The 20,321-nt window shown below is 62.8% G+C and carries 17 protein-coding genes and 1 other RNA gene; 15 read left to right on the forward strand and 3 right to left on the reverse strand.

Annotated elements, in window-relative coordinates; translation table 11 throughout:
• The first annotated feature begins 51 nt into the window (after window positions 1-51).
• Window positions 52-1,407: a serine hydrolase gene (locus C6558_RS07935; protein WP_057211116.1), complete on the forward strand. Its 1,356-nt coding sequence runs from the start codon at window positions 52-54 to the stop codon at window positions 1,405-1,407.
• Between the two features lie 38 nt (window positions 1,408-1,445).
• On the opposite strand, the gene C6558_RS07940 is transcribed toward C6558_RS07935, so the two are convergent.
• The 3 genes from C6558_RS07940 to C6558_RS07950 form a co-directional block, all read right to left on the reverse strand.
• Entirely contained in the window at window positions 1,446-2,438 is a 993-nt protein-coding gene (locus C6558_RS07940) for a lytic transglycosylase domain-containing protein (RefSeq protein ID WP_057211119.1), read from the reverse strand.
• Window positions 2,439-2,554: 116 nt separating this feature from the next.
• Entirely contained in the window at window positions 2,555-3,190 is a 636-nt protein-coding gene (locus C6558_RS07945; RefSeq protein WP_025427742.1) for a LysE family translocator, read from the reverse strand.
• Between the two features lie 94 nt (window positions 3,191-3,284).
• Window positions 3,285-4,499, reverse strand: a complete 1,215-nt coding sequence (locus C6558_RS07950) for a pyrophosphate--fructose-6-phosphate 1-phosphotransferase (protein WP_107027139.1) — start codon at window positions 4,497-4,499, stop codon at window positions 3,285-3,287.
• Window positions 4,500-4,905: 406 nt separating this feature from the next.
• Between C6558_RS07950 and C6558_RS07955 the strand changes: the two genes are divergently transcribed.
• The 14 genes from C6558_RS07955 (at window position 4,906) to ftsW (ending at window position 20,319) form a co-directional block, all read left to right on the forward strand.
• Window positions 4,906-5,613, forward strand: coding sequence for a DnaJ family molecular chaperone (locus C6558_RS07955; protein ID WP_025427740.1), 708 nt, complete (start codon window positions 4,906-4,908; stop codon window positions 5,611-5,613).
• On the forward strand, window positions 5,610-6,374 hold the full coding sequence (locus tag C6558_RS07960) for an N-acetylmuramoyl-L-alanine amidase (RefSeq protein ID WP_025427739.1): 765 nt from the start codon (window positions 5,610-5,612) through the stop codon (window positions 6,372-6,374). Before C6558_RS07955 ends, C6558_RS07960 begins: the two co-directional genes overlap by 4 nt.
• 228 nt (window positions 6,375-6,602) lie before the next feature.
• Window positions 6,603-7,130 (forward strand): lytic transglycosylase domain-containing protein, encoded by a 528-nt coding sequence (locus C6558_RS07965; RefSeq protein ID WP_025427738.1) that lies wholly within the window; start codon window positions 6,603-6,605, stop codon window positions 7,128-7,130.
• A gap of 331 nt (window positions 7,131-7,461) precedes the next feature.
• A complete protein-coding gene (locus tag C6558_RS07970; protein WP_084814689.1) occupies window positions 7,462-8,652 on the forward strand; it encodes an FAD-binding oxidoreductase in 1,191 nt (396 codons plus the stop codon).
• Between the two features lie 97 nt (window positions 8,653-8,749).
• An RNA gene (rnpB, locus tag C6558_RS07975) (RNase P RNA component class A) lies at window positions 8,750-9,149 on the forward strand.
• 588 nt (window positions 9,150-9,737) lie between these two features.
• Window positions 9,738-10,178 carry a division/cell wall cluster transcriptional repressor MraZ gene (gene mraZ, locus C6558_RS07980; protein ID WP_025427736.1) on the forward strand — a complete coding sequence of 147 codons (441 nt, stop codon included), beginning with the start codon at window positions 9,738-9,740 and terminating at the stop codon, window positions 10,176-10,178.
• 14 nt (window positions 10,179-10,192) lie between these two features.
• On the forward strand, window positions 10,193-11,218 hold the full coding sequence (gene rsmH / locus C6558_RS07985) for a 16S rRNA (cytosine(1402)-N(4))-methyltransferase RsmH (protein ID WP_025427735.1): 1,026 nt from the start codon (window positions 10,193-10,195) through the stop codon (window positions 11,216-11,218).
• A gap of 7 nt (window positions 11,219-11,225) precedes the next feature.
• Window positions 11,226-11,609 (forward strand): hypothetical protein, encoded by a 384-nt coding sequence (locus C6558_RS07990; protein ID WP_025427734.1) that lies wholly within the window; start codon window positions 11,226-11,228, stop codon window positions 11,607-11,609.
• Complete coding sequence (locus C6558_RS07995) at window positions 11,609-13,357, forward strand: penicillin-binding protein 2 (protein WP_025427733.1); 1,749 nt, start codon at window positions 11,609-11,611, stop codon at window positions 13,355-13,357. The genes C6558_RS07990 and C6558_RS07995 overlap by 1 nt, the downstream gene beginning before the upstream one ends.
• A gap of 67 nt (window positions 13,358-13,424) precedes the next feature.
• A complete protein-coding gene (locus C6558_RS08000) occupies window positions 13,425-14,888 on the forward strand; it encodes a UDP-N-acetylmuramoyl-L-alanyl-D-glutamate--2,6-diaminopimelate ligase (protein WP_025427732.1) in 1,464 nt (487 codons plus the stop codon).
• Window position 14,889: 1 nt separating this feature from the next.
• Window positions 14,890-16,329 carry a UDP-N-acetylmuramoylalanyl-D-glutamyl-2,6-diaminopimelate--D-alanyl-D-alanine ligase gene (locus C6558_RS08005; protein WP_025427731.1) on the forward strand — a complete coding sequence of 480 codons (1,440 nt, stop codon included), beginning with the start codon at window positions 14,890-14,892 and terminating at the stop codon, window positions 16,327-16,329.
• Between the two features lie 236 nt (window positions 16,330-16,565).
• Window positions 16,566-17,666 carry a phospho-N-acetylmuramoyl-pentapeptide-transferase gene (gene mraY / locus C6558_RS08010; protein ID WP_025427730.1) on the forward strand — a complete coding sequence of 367 codons (1,101 nt, stop codon included), beginning with the start codon at window positions 16,566-16,568 and terminating at the stop codon, window positions 17,664-17,666.
• Window positions 17,667-17,673: 7 nt separating this feature from the next.
• Complete coding sequence (gene murD / locus C6558_RS08015) at window positions 17,674-19,065, forward strand: UDP-N-acetylmuramoyl-L-alanine--D-glutamate ligase (protein ID WP_025427729.1); 1,392 nt, start codon at window positions 17,674-17,676, stop codon at window positions 19,063-19,065.
• A 99-nt stretch (window positions 19,066-19,164) separates the two neighbouring features.
• Window positions 19,165-20,319 carry a putative lipid II flippase FtsW gene (gene ftsW / locus C6558_RS08020; protein ID WP_025427728.1) on the forward strand — a complete coding sequence of 385 codons (1,155 nt, stop codon included), beginning with the start codon at window positions 19,165-19,167 and terminating at the stop codon, window positions 20,317-20,319.
• Window positions 20,320-20,321 lie beyond the last annotated feature (2 nt).

The raw sequence follows: 20,321 nt of genomic DNA on the forward strand, positions 1-20,321 counted from the left end.
TCCTTTCGTTCAAATGCTGCTTCTCTCTCTCGCGTCAGACGGGAGAATGCGATGGCACGCGTATTGAAAACTGTCGGGGCTGCTGTTGTCGTGGCCATTGCCTGCGTCGGTGGGTGGCTGGCCGTGGCGCCGCCGGGGCTGCTGAAGGTCGGCGATGGCTACGCCGCCAAGATCGTCTGCTCGAATGTCTTCATCGCCGGGCGTGACGGGCAGGCGGTGCTTGCCGACGACGTCCAGGCGCCGGGCCATCCGTTGTTGAAATTCATCAGCGTCTCGGTCGACCGGGAGAAGCGGCTGGTGTCTGCCCGCATCTTCGGCTTTGCCGCCCCGGCCCATGCGGTCTATCGCCCAGGGCTCGGCTGCGCCAACGTTTCCGACGACGATCTCGCTGCCCTGGCTCCAGCGGTGGAGCCGTCGACGCCTGACATCGCCCGATCGGCCGATGTCTCCTGGCCGGACGGCGACAAGGCGGATATCGATCCGGCCGTTCAGGCATTGATCGAGGATGGCAACCTTGCCGGTCCTGGCATGCGCGCGATCTCGGTGGTGCGCGACGGACATCTGATTGCCGAGACCTACGGCGCGGGCTTTAATCGCTCGACGCCGCTTCTCGGCTGGTCGATGACCAAATCGGTGACATCAGCGCTGATCGGCATGCGCGTCGCCGAAGGGCACATGGACGTGACGCGCGCCGGCCTGCTGCCGGAATGGAGCGGCGACGCGCGCGCCAAGATCAGGCTTGCCGACCTCATGGGAATGGAGAGCGGCCTCGAGTTCAACGAGGGCTACGGCAATGTCAGCGATGTAACGCGCATGCTCTATCTCGAAAGGGACATGGCGGGCTTCGCCGCAGCCAAGCCGGCGACATCGAAGCCGGGCTCGACCTTCAGCTATTCCAGCGGCACGAGCACGCTGTTGTCGCGGCTCTGGATGCAAAGCTTCGACGACCCCGCCGCAGCGCTTGCCTATCCGCGCGATGCCCTGTTCCTGCCGCTCGGGATGACGAGTGCGGTGCTCGAGACCGATGCCAGCGGCACCTTTGTCGGATCGTCCTACATGTATGCAACGGCGCGCGACTGGGCGCGTTTTGCGCAATTCCTGCTTCAGGACGGCAACTGGAAGGGTAGGGGGCTGTTGCCTAGGGATTATGTCGCTTTCATGCGGACGCCGACCAAGGCATCCGGCGGCGAATATGGCGCGGGCCAGGTGTGGCTGCAGGAGAATGGGGTTCGCGCCGGCACAGGCGTCTTTCCTGCCGATGCCTTCTGGATGCTCGGGCATGACGGGCAGGCGATCTTGCTGGTGCCTTCGCTTCGCCTTGCGGTCGTGCGCCTGGGGCTGACGCCGTCACGCGGTGGTTACGACGTGCAGCAGCTCAACGCCAAAATAATAGAGGCGCTCGATTGAGCGCCTCCTGAAACGTTCACCAAAACGATCCGGCGTCGTTATTTCATGCCGAGTTCTTCGAGCAGGCCCTTGCGCTTGGCGTGGTAGTAATAGCCGCTGGCATAGAGCTTGACCGCGCCGTCGTGCTTGTTGTCGGCAACCATCCAGGCGCCGTGCAGGTACTTGGTCGCATACATCAGGTTGGTTTCCGCATCGAACAGGCCTTCGGCCGGGCCTTCGTAGCCGAGCCCCTTGGCGGTGTTGTAGCGGATCTGCATCAGACCGTAATTGCCCTTGCTGTAGGCGCGCGGGTTGTAGTTGCTCTCGCGCTTGACGACGCGGTGCACGAGCTCGACGGGAATGCCGTTGAGGTCGGCGTAATGCTTGATGAGCTTGTCGAGTTCCGGGCGCGAGCTGGTCGGCGCCTTGGTCAGCTTCATCGAATCGGGAATGACGCTGGCAACGGCGGCGACGCTCGAACCGATCACGCCCATCTTCGGCTTTTCGGTGGGCACGATCATGCGGTTGGCGACGAGCGTTTCGAGGCCGACGGGCTCGCCGGTGTCGAAGTCCGATTCCATCGCGGCAGCAACGGCAAGCGTCGAAACGGGAAGATCCTGGACGCGGCTCGTCTTCGGCGAGACGAGGGCGGATGCGCTTTCCGGCAGGACAGCGGCATTGGCAGAAGCTGCTACCGGCGTCGCCATGGCGACGGCCTGCGCTGCGCCCGGCTTGCCGCCGGGAACGGCGACGACCGTCGGTGCCGGACCGGCGGCCTGCGCGAGATCAGTGCCGACGGGAAAGGTGGTTGCCATGCCGGCCGTTTGTGCCGACAGGGCAGCGGATGCCGCGGTTGCCGCGCCATCCGGTGTCGGAAGGGCATAGGCCGTCATTTCGGTGCCGGGTTTTGCAAGCGGGGTGACCGTCTGCACGGCCGTAAGCTCTTCCACCGAGGTATGCTCGACAGTCGAGCACCCGGAGACGAGTGTCGCCGACAGAATAGCTGCCACGCCAAACGTCTGTTTTGAAAGGGAAATACGGAATTTCGGCATGCTGTCACTTTCGTGCTTCTGGGCCCCGCAGCCCCGGCAAATCAACGGCGATTAGCCGCCATGCGTGAATCTCCATTAACCCATGGGGCGTCGCGCAGCAAGCGCACGAGCGAATTTCAGGCCGACGCCCGCTTCATGGTTGCCGTCAGAAGCCCGGCGCCGATGAGCAGCGAGCCGCCCGTGCGGTTGACGATCCGCCTGATATTCGGCTTCGAAATCGTGCTTTTGGCGGCGGTCGCAAGCGCTGCATAGAGGCTTGCGTTGAGGATGGCGAGCGTCAGGAACGTTACCTCGAAAATCGCCATCTGGGTAAAGAGCGGCTGCGACAGATCGAGGAACTGCGGCAGGAAGGCGACGAAGAAGACGATGCTCTTCGGGTTGAGTGCGGTGACGGCATAGGCATGGAAAAAGATGCGCAGCGGCCGTTCCTTGGCGGGCGCATGCTCACCGGTACCTTCGCTTCCGGCAACCGGTGCCCGCCAGAGCTGGATGCCGAGCCAGACGAGATAGGCGGCCCCCACCCATTTCAACACGGTGAAGACCGCAGCGGAGGTGGCGAGCAGTGCGCCGAGCCCGAGCATCGATGCGGTCATGGCGGTGAAATCACCGAGCGCCACGCCGGCAACCGTCGCGCCCGCCGTCTTGCGGCCATGGCCGAGCGCATAGGAAATGACGAGCAATATGGTCGGGCTGGGAATGGCGAGCAGCACTGCAGAGGCAGCGGCAAAGGCAAACCAGTGTTCGAACGACATGAAAAAGGCTCCGCGCTTGAGGGCTTTCCGAGACTGATCTCGGGAGGGAGCCACCAAGGCGCGGAGCCGTCAACTGTTAATCAGAGATCTCTGATCAGTCTTCCGCCTGCCACTTCTGGCCAATGACATCCATGACGTTGCCGAACCACTTCGTCGAGGTGTCGAAGTGCTTGCCGCCCTTGATGCGCGGGAACTCGATGGTGCGCAGCTTGCCGCCCTGATCCTCGTCGTGGCCGGTGACGCCGGAGACCTTGTTAAGCGCGCTTTCGACCGCCAGGTCGACCATGCTCTGGATCAGGCGGAGATCGTCGACGTTTGCCGGCGCGGAGCGGGCGTAGTAGCCCGACTTCTGCACCATCGACCGCTCGGCGCCGAGAAGGGCCGCGAACTGATTGGAGAACCAGTTGCCGACATTGATGGTGTCGATCTTCACGTGGCCGAAGGCGTCGCGCTTGACGGTTTCGCCGGCAGCTTCCCGCTCAGCGACGATCGCGTCGAGGCAGGCGCCTTCGCTGACGAACAGCGTGACGAAGCCCGAGTGGTTCATGACGGCGCGCAGCCGCTCGGCCTCGGCCTCGAGGTCGAACTTGATCTCGGGCAGGTAGAGGCCGTCGATGTTCTTCAGCTGCTTGTTCATCATGAAGCCGTCGACGAACTGCTTGTCCTCAGTCATCTGGACATAGGAGCGGGCGGTTGCCGCCGTCAGCCAGCCGCAGTGACGGCCCATGACTTCATGGACGACGAGCGTGCGCGGGGCAGCGCTCTGTTCGTTGCTGACATGATCGAAGAAGCGGGCGCCATGTTCGGCGGCCGTCCAGGCGCCGAGTGACTGGCGGATCGGCACCACGTCGTTGTCGACCGTCTTCGGCAGGCCGACGACCGTCAGGTCGTAGCCATTGGCGCCGAGATAGGCGGCAAGGTCGGCGGCGGTGGTGTTGGTGTCGTCGCCACCGATCGTGTGCAGGATGCCGATGCCGTCGGAGGCGAGGCGCTCGGCAGCGACGCGCAGCGGGTTTTCACCCTCCTTGACCAGGCCGCGCTTGACGCAGTCGGCAGCGTTGGTGAGCTTGACGCGGCTGTTGCCGATCGGTGAGCCGCCGTGGCGGTGCAGGATATGCGCATTTTCGCGCATGTCCCTGGTGATCTCGATGCGGTCGCCAAGCAGCACGCCCTGGTAGCCGGAGCGGTAGGCCACCAGCTCGTAGTCGGGCGCGATGTCGGTGTAGCGTTCGATCAGGCCACCAACGGCGGATGACAGGCAAGGCGCCAGCCCGCCGGCCGTCAGCATTGCGACTTTCTTCTTGGCCATGTTTCCTCCTCGGGATTCGGCATGCAATTGGTGGGGCCTCTCTAGCGTAAATCCGATGGAAGTTAAATGACAGGTCTGTGGATGTCCGGTCGGCAAGTGCTTGGGTTTTGTCGCCTCGGTCTCGAAAACGACCGTGGACATGATGCCGCGCAAACCGCGGCGGCAAGAGGCAGGCTCGGCGCCAACCCGCTGTGGGGCAGGGGGTTGAGCCTCTTCCCGAAGGTGCTGACCTGTTCCCCAGGGAACAGATGGGAACCCTCGCGCTGGCGCAACGTTACCGCAACGGATTGACAATAGTGAGGGGCCATCACAAATTCGTCATTCCCGTGGTTCGCCGCAGGCCACCGCTTGCAATTTGCCACCACAATAGTCCATGCTATAGGCTGGAGAGACAGGAAAATCGTGCATGTCATTCTGGGATAGCCTCCTCAAAATCGTCACCGCCACCGGCAACGCACTTGCCGGTGTGGTCGAGGCCGTGCGCACACTGTTCGAAGGCGACCCGGAAACCCGGCGCAAGGTGGCTTTCTCCGTGGCGATGATCGCGCTTTCGGCCAAGATGGCGAAGGCCGACGGCGTCGTGACCGAGGCGGAGGTCTCGGCCTTTCGCGATATCTTCGAGTTTCCCGCCGATCAGGCCCAGAATGTTGCCCGTCTCTATAACCTCGCGCGCCAGGACGTCGCCGGTTTCGAAGCCTATGCCGAGAAGATGGCGTCGCTCTGCTCGTCCTGCGAGAGCAATTGCCCGATCCTGGAAGACATCATCGACGGGTTGTTCCACATCGCCAAGTCCGACGGCGCGGTGCATGAAAAGGAACTGGCCTTCCTGATGCGGGTCGCCGAGATCTTCCACATGGACGAAGCGCATTTCGAACGGATCATGGCGCGCCACGTGCACAGCGACGGCCGCGATCCCTATCAGGTGCTCGGCGTTTCGCCCAAGGACGACTTTGCTAAGATCCGCAAGCACTACCGCGTGCTGGTGTCCGAGAACCATCCGGACATGCTGGTTGCGCGTGGCGTGCCGCAAGAGTTCCATGCGATCGCCAATGACCGCATGGCCGCGCTGAACGCCGCCTATGAGGCGATCGAGAGAGAACGCCGCGCCGCATGACGTCGAAATACTGCGACTACTCGGGTGCACGTTTCATGCCGTCGCCCAACTTCGGCGACCGTGCGGATGCGCGGGTGCCCGATATGATCGTGCTTCACTACACTGGGATGCCGACGGCGAAATCTGCGCTCGAATGGCTGTGCCGCCAGGAAAGCCAGGTTTCGAGCCACTATTTCGTCCACGAGGACGGTCGCGTCGACCAGCTCGTGCCGGAGACGCTGCGGGCCTGGCATGCGGGCAAAAGCTTCTGGAAGGGCGAGACGGACATCAATTCCTGCTCGATCGGCATCGAGATCGCCAACGCCGGTCACCCCGGCGGGCTACCGGATTTTCCCGAAAAACAGATCGCTGCGGTCGTCGAATTGTGTCGGGACTGTGGCGAACGGTGGTCGATCGCCCCGGAACGGGTCCTCGCACACAGCGATATTGCGCCAATTCGCAAGGTCGATCCGGGTGAAAAATTTCCGTGGGATCGCCTGCATCGCGAGGGCGTCGGGCACTGGGTGGAGCCGGCGCCGATCGGCGGCGGTCGCTTTTTTCAGCGCGGCGATCACGGCCAACCGGTCGAGGCGATCCAGTCCATGCTGTCGCTCTATGGTTACGGCATTGAAGTCACTGGCGAATTCTGCGAAAAAACCGAGGGCGCCGTCGCCGCCTTCCAACGGCATTTTCGCCAGGAAAGGGTCGACGGCATCGCCGATATCTCGACCCTCGATACGTTGCACCGTCTGCTTGCGGGACTACCGCAGTTTGGTGCCTGACGCGCAAAATTTTTGCGTGCTAAATTAGCTTTCCCGGTCTTTTGTCGCACAAATTTGCTGCGTTGCCACATGTTTACCATGATGCGGCATTCATTTGCCGCTGATTGGAACTGCAGGGAACGTCAGGGCGCAACGCTCATTTCCTGTCAATGAAACGATCGGGAAGTGAGGCTTGAACGGCGGGGTGCGCCGTGCCGCCCATTCCCCAGACCGGAGACTTCAAACTACATGAGAATATCGTCTGTTGCTGCGGTGGCGGCATGCTTTGGCATGTTCTTCGCCGGGATTGGTACGTCGTATGCGGGGAATATCGACAAGACCATCAAGACCTCATCCCTCAAGTCAGTTACACGGACGACAGGTTACCCGAAACCGGAAATCTTAGAAGGCACGCAGTACACAATCCTGATCCAGTCCTACGCCAAGCAGTACGGCGTTCCGGCGGACCTGGCCCATGCGGTGGTCAAGGTCGAAAGCAATTTCAATGCCATGGCGCGCGGCAGTGCCGGCGAAATCGGCCTGATGCAGATCAAGCCGGCGACGGCGCGCATGATGGGCTATTCCGGCTCCTCCAAGGGTCTCTACGATCCCGAAACGAACATCAAGTTCGGCATGAAGTATCTTGCTGTGGCGCATGAGCTTTCCGGCGGCACCACCTGCGGCACCATCCTGAAGTACAATGCCGGCCACGCTGCCAAGCGCATGAACCCGGTCTCCAAGCGTTACTGCGGCAAGGTCCAGAGCATCATCGACTAAGTGATGCCGTCCGTATGGCGCGCACCAGGTCGTGCGCGCAAAGCATGTTTTACAGCGCCGCGCGTCTTATTAGACGCGCAAAGGTCGCTGTAGCACTTTAAACTTGCTGCATAATTTCGTCCTTAATCGGATCCGATTTAAGGAATTATGCAGTAAGGGGCATTGTATTCTATCGAATACCGAGCATCATCCGCTGACCGTCCTTGAGCGGTGGCAGATGCTCCAGCCGGACAGGTCTCGCGTTCCGGCGAACTTCGAAATGTGATGCCCCCGCAGTGTCATAACTGCACTGACATGCTATCTCCGCCTGATCGAGATGATGGGGACGGACATGTCGGAAAGCTTTGATTTCATCATTGTCGGCAAGGGCATGATGGGGGCGGCCGCAGCACGGTACCTGGCGCTTTCCGGCGCACGGGTGGCCTTGGTCGGGCCGGACGAGCCCAGCGACTGGGCCAATCACGGCGGCGTCTTTTCCAGCCATTACGACAATGCCCGAATCACCCGCACGATCGACGACGATCCCGTCTGGGCGCGTCTCGCCAAGCGTTCCATCGACCGTTACAGAGAGATCGCCGGGCAAAGCGGCATCGATTTCTATGCGGAAGTCGGCTGCCTGATCGCCGGCCCGGCGCCGGGCGGAAGCTACGACTATATCGAGAAGGTCGCCAAGGCTCGCGCCGCGCTCGGCGTCGAGGCGCCGCTTCTGGACGAAGATGCACTGTCCGAACGCTTTGCCTGGTTCCGTTTCCCCCAGGGCTTTGCCGGCATCCACGAGGCGCAAGGGGCCGGCTACATCAATCCACATGCGCTCGTTCTGGCGCAGACGATCTGTGCGGAAAAGGCCGGCGCCCGGATTGTCCGCAGCGAAGTGGCGTCCGTATCCGAGGCCGGCGACCGCGTCGTCGTCACGACGACAGAGGGCGCAACACTCACTGCGGGACGCGTGATCGTTGCCGCCGGCGGGTTTTCCCTTTCCGACACGCTTCTTCCCCGACCGATCGACCTCGTCGTCAAGGCGCGCACCGTGTTCTTCGCGGAGGTCGCGGCTGACGATCTGCCAACCTATGACCATATGCCATCGCTGATCGGTGCGTCGCCGGAGCAGGCGAAGAGCTACTACCTGCTGCCGCCGGTCGCCTATGCCGACGGCAAGCATTACATCAAGATCGGCGGCGATCCGACCGACCGCATTCTCAAGAGCGAGCCCGAGGTGCGGGCGTGGTTCCGGGGCAGCGCCGGCGCCGGAGCAGCGGAACACATGGGCGGATTGCTCGCCGAGGTGATGCCCGGCTTCAAGCCCGCTTCGACGCATTTCCGCCCCTGCGTGACGTCGTTCACCCGCCACGGCTTTCCCTATATCGGCTTTGCCGGCGGCGATCGTATTGCCGTCGTCACGGGTGGTAACGGCCAGGCGGCGAAAAGCTCCGACGAGATCGGTCGGCTTGGCGCCAAGCTGGTGATGGATGGTCGGATCGACGATCCGGCCTATGAAACGGATTTCGCCGTCTCGTTCCGCTAAGCACTGAAGTAAAAGTGTGGCGGCGTGCCAAAGCCGAAACGTCGAGATCGCCGTTTTTCTCTGGCGCTCGGCTTCCCGGTCGGTTAAGGACCGCCTGCCAGTTGGCCGGGCAGCCGCGCTCCGCAAGTGCCGAAAGGCCGCGGGGGGAGGAAAGTCCGGGCTCCACGGAAATACGGTGCCGGATAACGTCCGGCGAGGGCGACCTCAGGGAAAGTGCCACAGAAAGCAAACCGCTCCGCTTGCGGAGTAAGGGTGAAAGGGTGGGGTAAGAGCCCACCGCGGACATGGCGACATGGACGGCACGGCAAACCCCACCGGGAGCAAGACCGAATAGGGATGACGCGGGCGCGCAAGCGTCCAGCCTGTTTCCGGGCCAGTCATCCGGGTGGGTTGCAAGAGGCTGCGTGCAAACGTAGTCCCAGATGAATGGCTGCCACGTTCCGTTGTCTTCGGGCAATGGGGCCATACAGAACCCGGCTTACAGGCCAACTGGCGATTTCTTCCTTCTATAGCGCCGCGCGTCTTGTTAGACGCGCAAAGGTCGCGGTAGCACTTCGAATTGCTGCATGTATCCTTAAATCGAATACGATTTAAGGATACATGCAGTAGACGGCGATGCTCTTAGCAGCAGCGAGGCTTTGGGCAGCGCAAGTTCGGCTGACGTCCTTTGCTCTTTGTGCCAGCTAGGACGCGAAAACCATGGCCGCAGCGCCGTCCGCCCGCTTGGCTGCAATCTTGCTGATATTCCGATTTCCCAACGATTTGAAGCCGTTTGGCCGTCGCATTGCGAGGCATCGGGGGTGCTTTCGTAACCCTTCGTTAAACTTAACAACCTATCAATATTTGATCAGCTACCCAGCTGTTCAAGAGCCAATCCCATTGACGCCCATATGGTCCCATGATATCCCATAATGGTACTGCGCAAGGGCCGCGTCGTGGCCCGTCATCGCAAAATTCCAGTGTCTCCCGGCTTCGGGAGATGGGCGGACATGTTGGTGTCCGGCGGGGGCGTTTTGTGGGTGTGGTCGAGTGTTCCCGCGGGTCGATGATAATGGCCCGTCAGTCTTGGGCGGCCGTTTCGCGTCATGAACCGCTTCTTGTCAAATGCTACCAATCGGATCGATGCAAAGGGGCGGGTGTCCGTGCCTTCGGCGTTTCGTTCCGTGCTGTCGGATGGAGGCGTTCGAGAGCTATACTGCTTCCAGGATTTCGTCTTTCCGGCGATCAGCGTCGGTGGGCCGGAGCTCCTGGATCGGTTCGAGAGGCAGATGGCGGCCGAGGATCCTTTTTCTCCGGCGGCCAACGAGATGTCGCTGCTCGTTCACGGGGGCGGGGTCTTCGTCAAGCTCGATCCGGAAGGTCGGTTGATGGTGACGGATTTCATCCGCGACTTCACCGGTATCTCGACCGACGTGATGTTCGTCGGGCGGGGCGATTATTTTCAGCTCTGGGAGCCGCAGGCCTTTGCAAAGGCGCAAGCGGCGGCCCGGGAAGGGCGCAAATCACGGGGGTTGCGTCCGGAATAGAATGGAGAGGCGGAATGGTGACGGAACAAGGCGGAGGAACTTCTGAAGCCGATGGCGGACCGGTCCGTCACATTCCCGTCCTCCTGAGCGAGGTTCTCGCGGCGCTCGATCCGGCCCCCGGCAAGGTCATTCTCGACGGCACGTTTGGTGCCGGCGGTTATGCATCCGCCATCCTCGATGCTGGCGCCGATGTGATCGCGCTCGATCGCGATCCGACGGCGATCGCCGCGGGCCAGTCGATGGCTGCGGCCGCGGGTGGTAAGCTCAAGCTCATTCACTCCCGTTTTTCGCAGCTCGCCGAGCATGCGCCCGCCGGCAGTCTCGACGGCGTGGTGCTCGATATCGGCGTGTCGTCGATGCAGATCGACGAGGCCGAGCGCGGCTTCTCCTTCCAGAAGAAGGGCCCGCTCGACATGCGCATGTCGGCAGCCGGCGTTTCTGCCGCCGACGTCGTCAACCGGGCCAAGGTTTCCGATCTCATCCGCATCTTCGGTTTCCTCGGCGAGGAAAAGCAGTCGGGCCGCATCGCCCGCGCCATCGAAAAGCGCCGGGCCGAAACGCCGTTCGAAACCACCCGCGATCTCGCCGGGTTGATCGAAATCGTCACTCCGCGCAAGGCCAAGGACAAGATCCATCCGGCAACCCGCGTCTTCCAGGCGCTGCGCATCTTCGTCAACGATGAACTCGGCGAACTCGCCCAGGCGCTTTTTGCCGCCGAGCGGGCGCTGAAGCCGGGCGGCCGTCTCGTGGTCGTCACCTTCCATTCGCTCGAAGACCGGATCGTCAAGGCTTTCTTCCAGGATCGCTCGGGCAAGGCTGCGGGTTCGCGCCATCTGCCACTGGTGACCGCGCGTGCGGCAACCTTCACACCAGTTGGAAAGCCTATGGTGGCCGCCAGCGAGGAAGAAGCGTCCCTCAATCCGCGCGCCCGGTCTGCCAAGCTCAGAGCCGGTATCCGCACGGAAGCGCCATCGCCGGGAAACGATCTATCCATTTTCAATCTGCCGGAACTGGCGAGCCTTGCACGGTTGGGGGGCTGAGAGAGATATGCTGCGAACACTCGACATAGTCCTGATCGTCGTCATGACGGCAGCCGCCACGGTCACCTACACGATCAAGCATCGTGCCGAAAACAAGCTGGAAGAGGTGCGCAGGCTCGATGCCGCCATCAAGCTGGAAGAAGACACGATCGACCTTCTGCGCGCCGACTGGGCGCTGCTGACGCAGCCGAACCGGCTGGAACGTCTGGTTGGCGCCTTCGGCGCTGATCTGCAACTGGCACCGACGCCGTCGACGCAACTCGTGCGCCCGCAGGAGCTGCCGATGCTGAAGGCCGACGTGCCGCCGACGGAAGAAGAAAAGAAGCTCGCCGCCGCCAAGGCGTCGGAGAAAAAGACCGATAATATCGCAACAGGTTCGGTGGCGCGCTGATGTCGTTTCTCTCCCGCATCATGGTCTTGAAGAGCAAGGCGCATTTCTCCGCAGGCGGCAACAACCTGCCGGCCGAGGCCAAGCTCAACGTCACCTTCCAGGGCACACGCAAGAAGACCACCAATCAGGCGAAGAACCGCGTGGCGATCATCATCGCCAGCTTCGGCATCGTCTATGCGGTCATCGGTGGCCGCCTGGTGCAATACGGCATGGCGCAGCCGGAGACGGTTTCGAGTATCGGCCGCGCCGACAATCTGATGGCCTCGCGCCCGGATATTCTCGACCGCAACGGCGAGATCCTCGCCACCGACATCCGCACGGTCTCTCTCTATGCCGAGCCGCACAAGATCGTCGATGCGGATGAGGCGGTCGAGCGGCTTGCAACCGTGCTGCCCGATCTCAACGCCCGCGACATCTACAACAAGCTGAAGTCGAAATCGCGCTTCCAGTGGCTGCGCCGCCAATTGACCCCGAAGCAGCAGAGCGAAATCCTGGCGCTCGGCATTCCCGGCGTCGGTTTCCGGCCGGAAAAGCGCCGCTTCTATCCGGGCGGCCCGACCGCCGCCCATGTTCTCGGCCACGTCAACATCGACAACCGCGGTGTTGCCGGCATGGAGCGCTACATCGACGGGCAGGGGCTCGCCGATCTCGCCGCCATCGGCATGACCAGCGATGCCAAGCTCGAGCCGGTCAAGCTGTCGATCGACGTTCGGGTGCAGAACATCGTGCGCGACGTCATCGATGCCGGCATGAAGAACTACCAGGCGCTGGCCGCCGGGGCCGTGGTGCTCGACGTCAATACCGGCGAAGTGCTGGCGTTGGCGTCGGTCCCCGATTACGACCCGAACAAGCCGGCCGAAGGTGCCGAAGAGGGCTGGATGAACCGCATGTCGAACGGCACGTTCGAGATGGGCTCCACCTTCAAGACGTTCACGATCGCCATGGGTCTCGATTCCGGCAAGGTAACGCTCAACGACAGCTTCGACGCCTCGGCACCGATCCGCATCGGCGGCTTCACCATCAAGGACTTCCACGGCAAGCGCCGGGTGCTGACCGTTCCGGAAATCTTCCAGTATTCGTCGAACATCGGCACCGCCAAGATCGCCGACCTGATCGGCATTCCCGGCCACAAGGAATTTCTGACCCGGATCGGCCTGCTGTCGAAGCTGCCGACCGAGCTGCCGGAAGTCAAATCCCCGAGCCAGCCGCGCGAATGGAAGAAGATCAACTCGATCACCATCTCCTTCGGCCACGGCGTTTCGACGACGCCGCTGCAGACGGCTGTCGCAGGTGCCGCGCTCGTCAACGGCGGCAAGCTGATCCCGCCGACCTTCCTGCCACGCTCGCAGGAGCAGGCCGATGAACTGGCGACGACGGTCGTCAAGAAAAGCACCAGCGACGACATGCGCTTTCTGCTTCGCTGGAACGGCATCGCCGGTTCGGGCAAGCGCGCGCAGGTGCCGGGCTTCAACGTCGGCGGCAAGACCGGCACGGCCGACAAGGTCGTCAACGGCCGCTATGCCAGCGACCAGAACTTCAACGCCTTTCTCGCAGCGTTTCCGATCGACAATCCGAAGTACATCGTGCTGACTTTCATTGACGCGCCGAAGACCGGCGAAGGCGGCGGACGGACCGCCGGCTCGAATGCCGCGCCCATGGTTCGCGACATCATCAGCCGCTCCGCACCGCTTCTCGGCGTCGAACCGAAGTTCGGAGAAGATGGTTCTGCCATGCTTGTGTCTTATTAGGCATGAAATGAGAATGCGGACGATTCGCGATTCCGGCGAATTGAGAGCGATGTGAGACGTGCGGTTCATGAAGATAAAAGACCTGGCGGGAACGAGCTTCCCTGAACTTTCTGCGCAACTGGATGGCGCTTCCTCGCAGATCGAGGTTGCCGGCATTACGGCCGACAGCCGGCATGTGCAGCCAGGAGATCTTTTCGTCGCCGTCTCCGGCACCAAGGCAAACGGCACCAGCTATATCGTCGACGCGCTTGCGCGCGGCGCCGTTGCCGTCGTCGCTGAATCCGGCGTCAAGCCTGATGGATCCTCCGCACCCGTTCTTTCGCTCGGCAACCCGCGCGCCTTTCTCGCGCGCGCCGCCGCCGCGTTCTACGGTCGCCAGCCTGAGACGATGGTTGCGGTGACGGGCACGGCCGGCAAGACCTCGGTCGCCTCCTTCACCCGGCAGATCTGGGCGCATTCGGGCCTTGCTGCCGCGATGATCGGCACGACAGGCGTGGTGGCGCCCGGCCGCAACGACTACGGTTCTCTCACCACGCCCGATCCGGTTTCCCTGCACAAGCTTCTTGCCGAACTCGCAGATGCCGGCGTCACCCATGCGGCGATGGAGGCTTCCAGCCACGGCCTCGACCAGAGCCGGCTCGACGGCGTCAAGCTTTCGGCTGCGGCCTTTACCAATCTCGGCCGCGACCACATGGACTACCATCCGACGGTCGAGCACTATATGGCGTCCAAGATGCGGCTGTTCGAAGCGTTACTGCCGAAGGGCGCGCCCGCGGTTGTCTTTGCCGACGACCAGTGGTCGGAACAGGCGATTGCGGCTGCCCGCAAGGCCAAGCTCGACGTGCGCACCGTCGGCCGCAAGGGCGAATTCATCTCGCTGAAGCGGGTCGAACATTTCCGCCACAAGCAGTCGGCCGAAGTGCATGTCGGCGACGACATCTTCGAAATCCATATTCCGCTTGCCGGCGATTTCCAGGTTGCCAACGCGCTTGTCGCGGCGGGACTTGCGATCTCCACCGGCATCAGCGCCAAGGCGGCGTTCTCCGCGCTTGAAAAGCTGCAGGGTGCCTCCGGCCGCCTCGAACTGGTCGGCCAGACCAGGGACGGCGCGCTTGCCTATGTCGACTATGCCCACAAGCCCGATGCGCTCGAAAATGTGCTGGCCTCGGTGCGGCCGTTCACGACGGGCCGCGTTATCGTGGTCTTCGGCTGCGGCGGCGACCGCGACAAGGGCAAGCGACCGATCATGGGCGAGATCGCCACGCGGCTTGCCGACGTCGTGATCGTCACGGATGACAATCCGCGCTCGGAAGTGCCTGAGGTGATCCGCTCGGAAATCATGGCTGCGGCTCCAGGTGCAACCGAAATCGGCGACCGCGCCGAAGCGATCCGTGCCGCCGTCGGCATGTTGACAAGCGGCGACACGCTGATCGTCGCCGGCAAGGGACATGAGGAAGGCCAGACGGTCGGTTCCGTCACGCTGCCGTTCTCGGATCATGCGGAAGTCCGCAAGGCATTGGGAGGTCTGTGATTTGAACTGGCTCTGGACAAGCAGCGATCTTCTGGCCGCAATGAACGGCCGTCCGGTTGGAAACCTGCCCGAAGGAGTAAGCGGCATATCGATCGACAGCCGCTCGGTCGGCAAGGGCGAAGCCTTCTTCGCGATCAAGGGCGACCGGGTCGATGGCCACGACTATGCGGGCCTTGCGCTCGCCAATGGCGCCGCACTCCTCGTTGTCAGCGAAGGCAAACTGCCGGCGCTCGGCCGCCTCAGCGCGCCACTGATCGTCGTCGACGACGTGCTTGAAGCGATGATTCGGCTCGGTTGCGCGGCGCGCGACCGCAGTGCTGCGAAGATCATCGCCGTCACCGGTTCCGTCGGCAAGACCACCACCAAGGAGATGCTGCGGCACGTGCTGGTGCCGCAAGGGCGCGTGCACGCCTCCGTGGCCTCGTTCAACAATCATTGGGGCGTGCCGCTGACGCTTGCGCGCATGCCCGAGGCCACCGATTTCGGCATCTTCGAAATCGGCATGAACCATCCGGGCGAGATCCGGCCGCTGACGAAGATGGTCCGCCCGCATGTGGCAATCGTCACCAGCATCGCTGCCGCTCATCTCGGAAACTTCGACAGCCTGGACCAGATCGCCGAGGCCAAGGCCGAGATCTTCGAGGGCGTCGTCAATGGCGGCCACGCGGTCATCAACCACGACAGTGCCCAGTACAAGCTGCTCGAAAAGGCCGCGGGTACGGCTGGCGTCAGCTATATCCACTCCTTCGGCGTCAACCCGAAGGCGGAGTTCCGCCTCGTCGAGTTTGCCGGTGCGGCGGACGGTTCAGTGCTTTGGGCCGCCCTTGGCGGCCGGACGATGGAAATCACCATCGGCGCTCCTGGACGTCATATCGCCGAGAACGCGCTGGCCGTGCTCGCGGCGGTGAAGCTGGTCGGCGCCGATGTCGACTACGCCGCCTCGTCGCTGGCGACGATGCAGGCCGAAACGGGCAGGGGCCGCCGGCACCAACTGTTGATCGGCGCGGGCACACTGACGCTGATCGACGAGAGCTACAACGCCAATCCGAGCTCGATGCGCGCGGCGATTTCGCTGCTGCAGGATTCAGCACCGGCGCCGGGCGGGCGCCGCATCGCCGTGCTCGGCGACATGCTGGAGATGGGCGAACACGCCGCCGGCGTTCATGCCGCGCTCGCCAAACCTCTCGTCGAAGCCGGCATCACCGATGTCTGGCTTGCCGGGCCGTTGATGGCCCACCTGCGCGACGCGTTGCCGCCGGAAATCTCCGTCGTCTACCGCGAAACGGTGGACGAACTGAAGGCCTATGCACTCGGCGCGGTTGCGACCGGCGACGTGGTGATGATCAAGTCTTCGAAGGGCACGGGCTGCGGCAAGATCGTGCATGCGCTGATCGAAGCCTATCCGGAGCCCGAGGCCGAGGGGGACGAAGCAACTGCGTGATTGCCGGACTGCAAGCGGTTCAGCGGCAATGATGCAGTCGACCAAATGACGACAACGATCTTCGCGTGCCTCAAGCGGCGCGCTGCGTTGTAGTGGTCGTCGCCGATGCTGGCGGCGGTGGATACAGCCTTGGGTTAGGCAGCGCGGCCTAACACTTTCGCATACAAGCGCGTATCGTTTTTCAGATGATTCTGTTGGACGGTGTCCGATTTTAAACCTTTGGGGAAAGGTCCCTTATGCTCATCTGGCTCGTGGAACTGGCGGACCACTTTCAGTTTTTCAATCTCTTTCGCTACATCACGTTCCGTACCGGTGCAGCGCTTTTCACTTCGGCCTTGATCGTTTTCCTTTTCGGTCCGCGCATGATTGCCTCCCTCCGCATCCGTCAGGGCAAGGGTCAGCCTATCCGCGCCGATGGTCCGCAGACGCATTTCAAGAAGGCCGGCACGCCGACGATGGGCGGGTTGATGATCCTTGCGGGCATCGTCGTGTCATCGCTTCTGTGGGCCGATCTTTCCAGCGTCTATGTGGTCTCGACCCTTCTCGTCACGCTCGGTTTCGGCGCCATCGGCTTTTATGACGACTATCTCAAGGTCACCAAGCAGTCGGACAAAGGCTTTTCCGGCAAGGCGCGTCTCGGCTTCGAGTTCATCATCGCCGCGATTGCCGTGTTCTTCATGATGCAGGCGTCGCTTTCGGGCGGTGCTGCCGGCTCGACCTTCGGCTCCTCGGTCACCTTCCCGTTCTTCAAGGACCTCGTGATCAATCTCGGCTATTTCTTCGTGCTGTTCGGTGGCTTCGTCATCGTCGGCGCCGGCAATGCCGTGAACCTGACGGATGGTCTCGATGGGCTTGCCATCGTGCCCGTCATGATCGCGGCGGCCGCCTTCGGCCTCATCGCCTATCTCGCCGGTAACGCCGTTTTCGCCAATTACCTGCAGATCCATTTCGTGCCCGGCACGGGCGAGCTCGCCGTCATCCTCGGCGCCGTCATCGGCGCCGGCCTCGGCTTCCTCTGGTTCAACGCGCCGCCCGCCGCCATCTTCATGGGTGATACCGGTTCGCTGGCGCTCGGCGGCCTGATCGGCACCGTTGCCGTCGCGGTCAAGCATGAATTTGTCATGATCATCATCGGTGGCCTGTTCGTCATGGAAACGCTGTCGGTGATCATCCAGGTGTTCTGGTTCAAGCGCACCGGGCGCCGCGTCTTCCTGATGGCGCCGATCCACCACCACTTCGAAAAGAAGGGCTGGACGGAAAGCCAGGTCGTGATCCGCTTCTGGATCATCGCCGTCATCCTTGCGATGGTCGGCCTGTCCACCCTCAAGCTGCGGTGAGCGGACGATGATCGCGGTCAGCACATTCAGGGGCAAGAAGGTCGCTCTTTTCGGGCTTGGTGGTTCGGGGCTGGCGACTGCGCAGGCGCTCGTCGCCGGCGGCGCCGAGGTGACGGCCTGGGACGACAATCCCGACAGCGTCGCCAAGGCCGGCGAGGCGGGTGTGCCGACAGCGAACCTGCACGGCATCGACTGGCGTGCCTTTGCCGCCTTCGTGCTTTCGCCCGGCGTGCCGCTGACCCATCCGAAGCCGCATTGGACCGTCGACCTCGCGCATGCCGCTGGCGTCGAGATCATCGGCGATGTCGAGCTTTTCGTGCGCGAGCGCCGGGCGCAGGCGCCCGATGCCCCGTTCATCGCCATTACCGGCACCAACGGCAAATCGACGACCACGGCGCTGATCGCCCATATCCTGAGGGAAAGCGGCCGTGACACCCAGCTCGGCGGCAATATCGGCACGGCCGTACTGACGCTTGAGCCCCCGAAGGCCGGCCGCTTCTATGTGGTCGAGTGCTCGTCCTACCAGATCGATCTGGCGCCGACGCTCAACCCGACGGCCGGTATCCTGCTCAATCTCACGCCCGATCATCTCGATCGGCACGGCACCATGCAGCACTATGCCGATATCAAGGAGCGGCTGGTGGCCGGCAGCGGCACGGCGATCGTCGGTGTCGACGACAGCTTCTGCGCACTGATTGCCGATCGCGTCGAGCGGGCGGGCACCAAGGTGGTTCGCATCTCGCGCCGGCATGTTCTGGCCGACGGGATCTATGCCGAAGGCTCGCGCGTCCTTGAGGCGCACGGCGGAACGTCGCGGCTCTTCGTAGATCTCGATGGCATCCAGACGCTGCGCGGCGGCCATAATGCGCAGAATGCTGCCGCGGCAATCGCCGCATGCCTTGCCGTCGATGTCAGCGAAGACGAGATACGCCAGGGGCTGAAAAGCTTCCCCGGCTTGAAGCATCGCATGCAGCCGGTCGGCCGCAAGGGTGCTGTCGTATTCGTCAACGACAGCAAGGCGACCAATGCGGATGCAGCGGCCCCGGCGCTGTCGAGCTACGAGCGCATCTACTGGATCGCCGGCGGCCTTCCGAAGGAGGGCGGCATCACTTCGCTGTCGCCGTTCTTCCCGAAGATCGTCAAGGCCTACCTGATCGGTGAGGCCGCACCGGCCTTTGCCGCAACGCTCGGCGAGGCGGTGCCCTTCGAGATTTCAGGCACGCTGGAAAAGGCCGTGGCGCATGCCGCAGCAGATGCCGAGCACGATGACAAAGGCGCGTCGGCGGTGATGTTATCCCCGGCTTGCGCAAGTTTCGACCAGTATAAGAACTTTGAAATACGCGGCGATGCCTTCGTGACGCACGTCAAGGCATTGCAGGGCGTGACGATGCTGATCTGACGCTCGCCGTCCGCGCGCCCATCCGGCGCGCGACGGGTGGCGGTGATGCCGGGGTTTCGGACGTTTGGCGCAGGCGCGCCTGATAAAGGGGACTGACAGATGGTAAGCCGAGCCGAACGTGGCCCTGTGGCCGACTGGTTCTGGACGATCGACAGGTTCTTCCTGGCGACCTTCATCCTGTTGATGGGCGTGGGCTTCATGCTGTCGTTTGCGGCAAGCCCGGCGGTCGCCGAGCGCATCGGCCTCGACAGCTTCCACTTCGTCAAGCGCCACGCCGTCTTCCTCTTGCCGTCGCTGGTGGTGATGGTCGCCATCTCCTTCCTGTCGCCGAGGCAGGTGCGCCGCGCCGCGATCATCCTGCTCGGCGTGTCGCTCGCGATGATGGTGCTGGTGCTGTTCATCGGCCAGGAGGTCAAGGGCTCGATGCGCTGGATCTCAATCGCCGGCATTTCCATCCAGCCCTCGGAATTCATGAAGCCAGCCTTCGTGGTCGTCTGCGCCTGGTTGTTTTCGGAACATGCGCGCCAGCCGGAAATTCCCGGCAATCTCTTTGCCATCCTGCTCTTCGGCATTGTCGGCGCGCTGCTCGTCGCCCAGCCCGACCTTGGCCAGACGATCCTGACGACCGCGGTCTGGGGCGGCATGTTCTTCATGGCCGGCATGCCGTGGCTGTGGATCATCGTGCTCGCCGGCGCTGCCTTCGGCGGCTTCTTCGTCGCCTATACCATGCTGCCGCACGTGGCCGGCCGTATCGACAAATTCCTGACCGGGGAGGGCGATACCTTCCAGATGGACACGGCGCGCGAGGCGATCATCCGCGGCGACTGGTTCGGCCGCGGTCCGGGCGAAGGCATCGTCAAGCGCATCATTCCCGATAGCCACACCGACTTCGTGTTCTCGGTGGCGGCTGAAGAATTCGGCATCGTCTTCTGCATGCTGATCGTGATGATCTTCGCCTTCCTGGTGCTGCGCGGCCTCAACCACGCCTTCCGCGAGCGCAACGACTTCAACCGCTTCGCCGTTGCCGGCCTCGTGCTGCAGATCGGCATCCAGTCGATGATCAACATCGGCGTGAACCTCGAACTGCTTCCGGCCAAGGGCATGACCCTGCCGCTGATCTCCTATGGCGGCTCGTCCATGGTGGCGATCTGCGTCACCGCCGGCTTCATCCTGGCGCTCACGCGCCATCGCCCAGAGAAGCGCGCCGTGGAGCGTAGCCTGTTTCGGTCCGGCATTGGCGTGCCGGCGGAGTAAAG

It is taken from the genome of Ensifer sp. NM-2 (assembly GCF_003024455.1).
Classification (GTDB): Bacteria; Pseudomonadota; Alphaproteobacteria; order Rhizobiales; family Rhizobiaceae; genus Ensifer; species Ensifer canadensis.

Coding starts and splice junctions, on each gene's coding strand:
- C6558_RS07935 (WP_057211116.1), top strand. CDS start 52: ATGGCACGCGTATTGAAAACTGTCGGGGCTGCTGTTGTCGTGGCCATT.
- C6558_RS07955 (WP_025427740.1), top strand. CDS start 4,906: ATGTCATTCTGGGATAGCCTCCTCAAAATCGTCACCGCCACCGGCAAC.
- C6558_RS07965 (WP_025427738.1), top strand. CDS start 6,603: ATGAGAATATCGTCTGTTGCTGCGGTGGCGGCATGCTTTGGCATGTTC.
- murD (WP_025427729.1), top strand. CDS start 17,674: ATGATCGCGGTCAGCACATTCAGGGGCAAGAAGGTCGCTCTTTTCGGG.
- C6558_RS07970 (WP_084814689.1), top strand. CDS start 7,462: ATGTCGGAAAGCTTTGATTTCATCATTGTCGGCAAGGGCATGATGGGG.
- mraY (WP_025427730.1), top strand. CDS start 16,566: ATGCTCATCTGGCTCGTGGAACTGGCGGACCACTTTCAGTTTTTCAAT.
- C6558_RS08000 (WP_025427732.1), top strand. CDS start 13,425: ATGAAGATAAAAGACCTGGCGGGAACGAGCTTCCCTGAACTTTCTGCG.
- C6558_RS07940 (WP_057211119.1), bottom strand. CDS start 2,438: ATGCCGAAATTCCGTATTTCCCTTTCAAAACAGACGTTTGGCGTGGCA.
- C6558_RS07950 (WP_107027139.1), bottom strand. CDS start 4,499: ATGGCCAAGAAGAAAGTCGCAATGCTGACGGCCGGCGGGCTGGCGCCT.
- rsmH (WP_025427735.1), top strand. CDS start 10,193: ATGGTGACGGAACAAGGCGGAGGAACTTCTGAAGCCGATGGCGGACCG.
- C6558_RS07995 (WP_025427733.1), top strand. CDS start 11,609: ATGTCGTTTCTCTCCCGCATCATGGTCTTGAAGAGCAAGGCGCATTTC.
- C6558_RS07990 (WP_025427734.1), top strand. CDS start 11,226: ATGCTGCGAACACTCGACATAGTCCTGATCGTCGTCATGACGGCAGCC.
- mraZ (WP_025427736.1), top strand. CDS start 9,738: ATGAACCGCTTCTTGTCAAATGCTACCAATCGGATCGATGCAAAGGGG.
- C6558_RS07960 (WP_025427739.1), top strand. CDS start 5,610: ATGACGTCGAAATACTGCGACTACTCGGGTGCACGTTTCATGCCGTCG.
- C6558_RS07945 (WP_025427742.1), bottom strand. CDS start 3,190: ATGTCGTTCGAACACTGGTTTGCCTTTGCCGCTGCCTCTGCAGTGCTG.
- ftsW (WP_025427728.1), top strand. CDS start 19,165: ATGGTAAGCCGAGCCGAACGTGGCCCTGTGGCCGACTGGTTCTGGACG.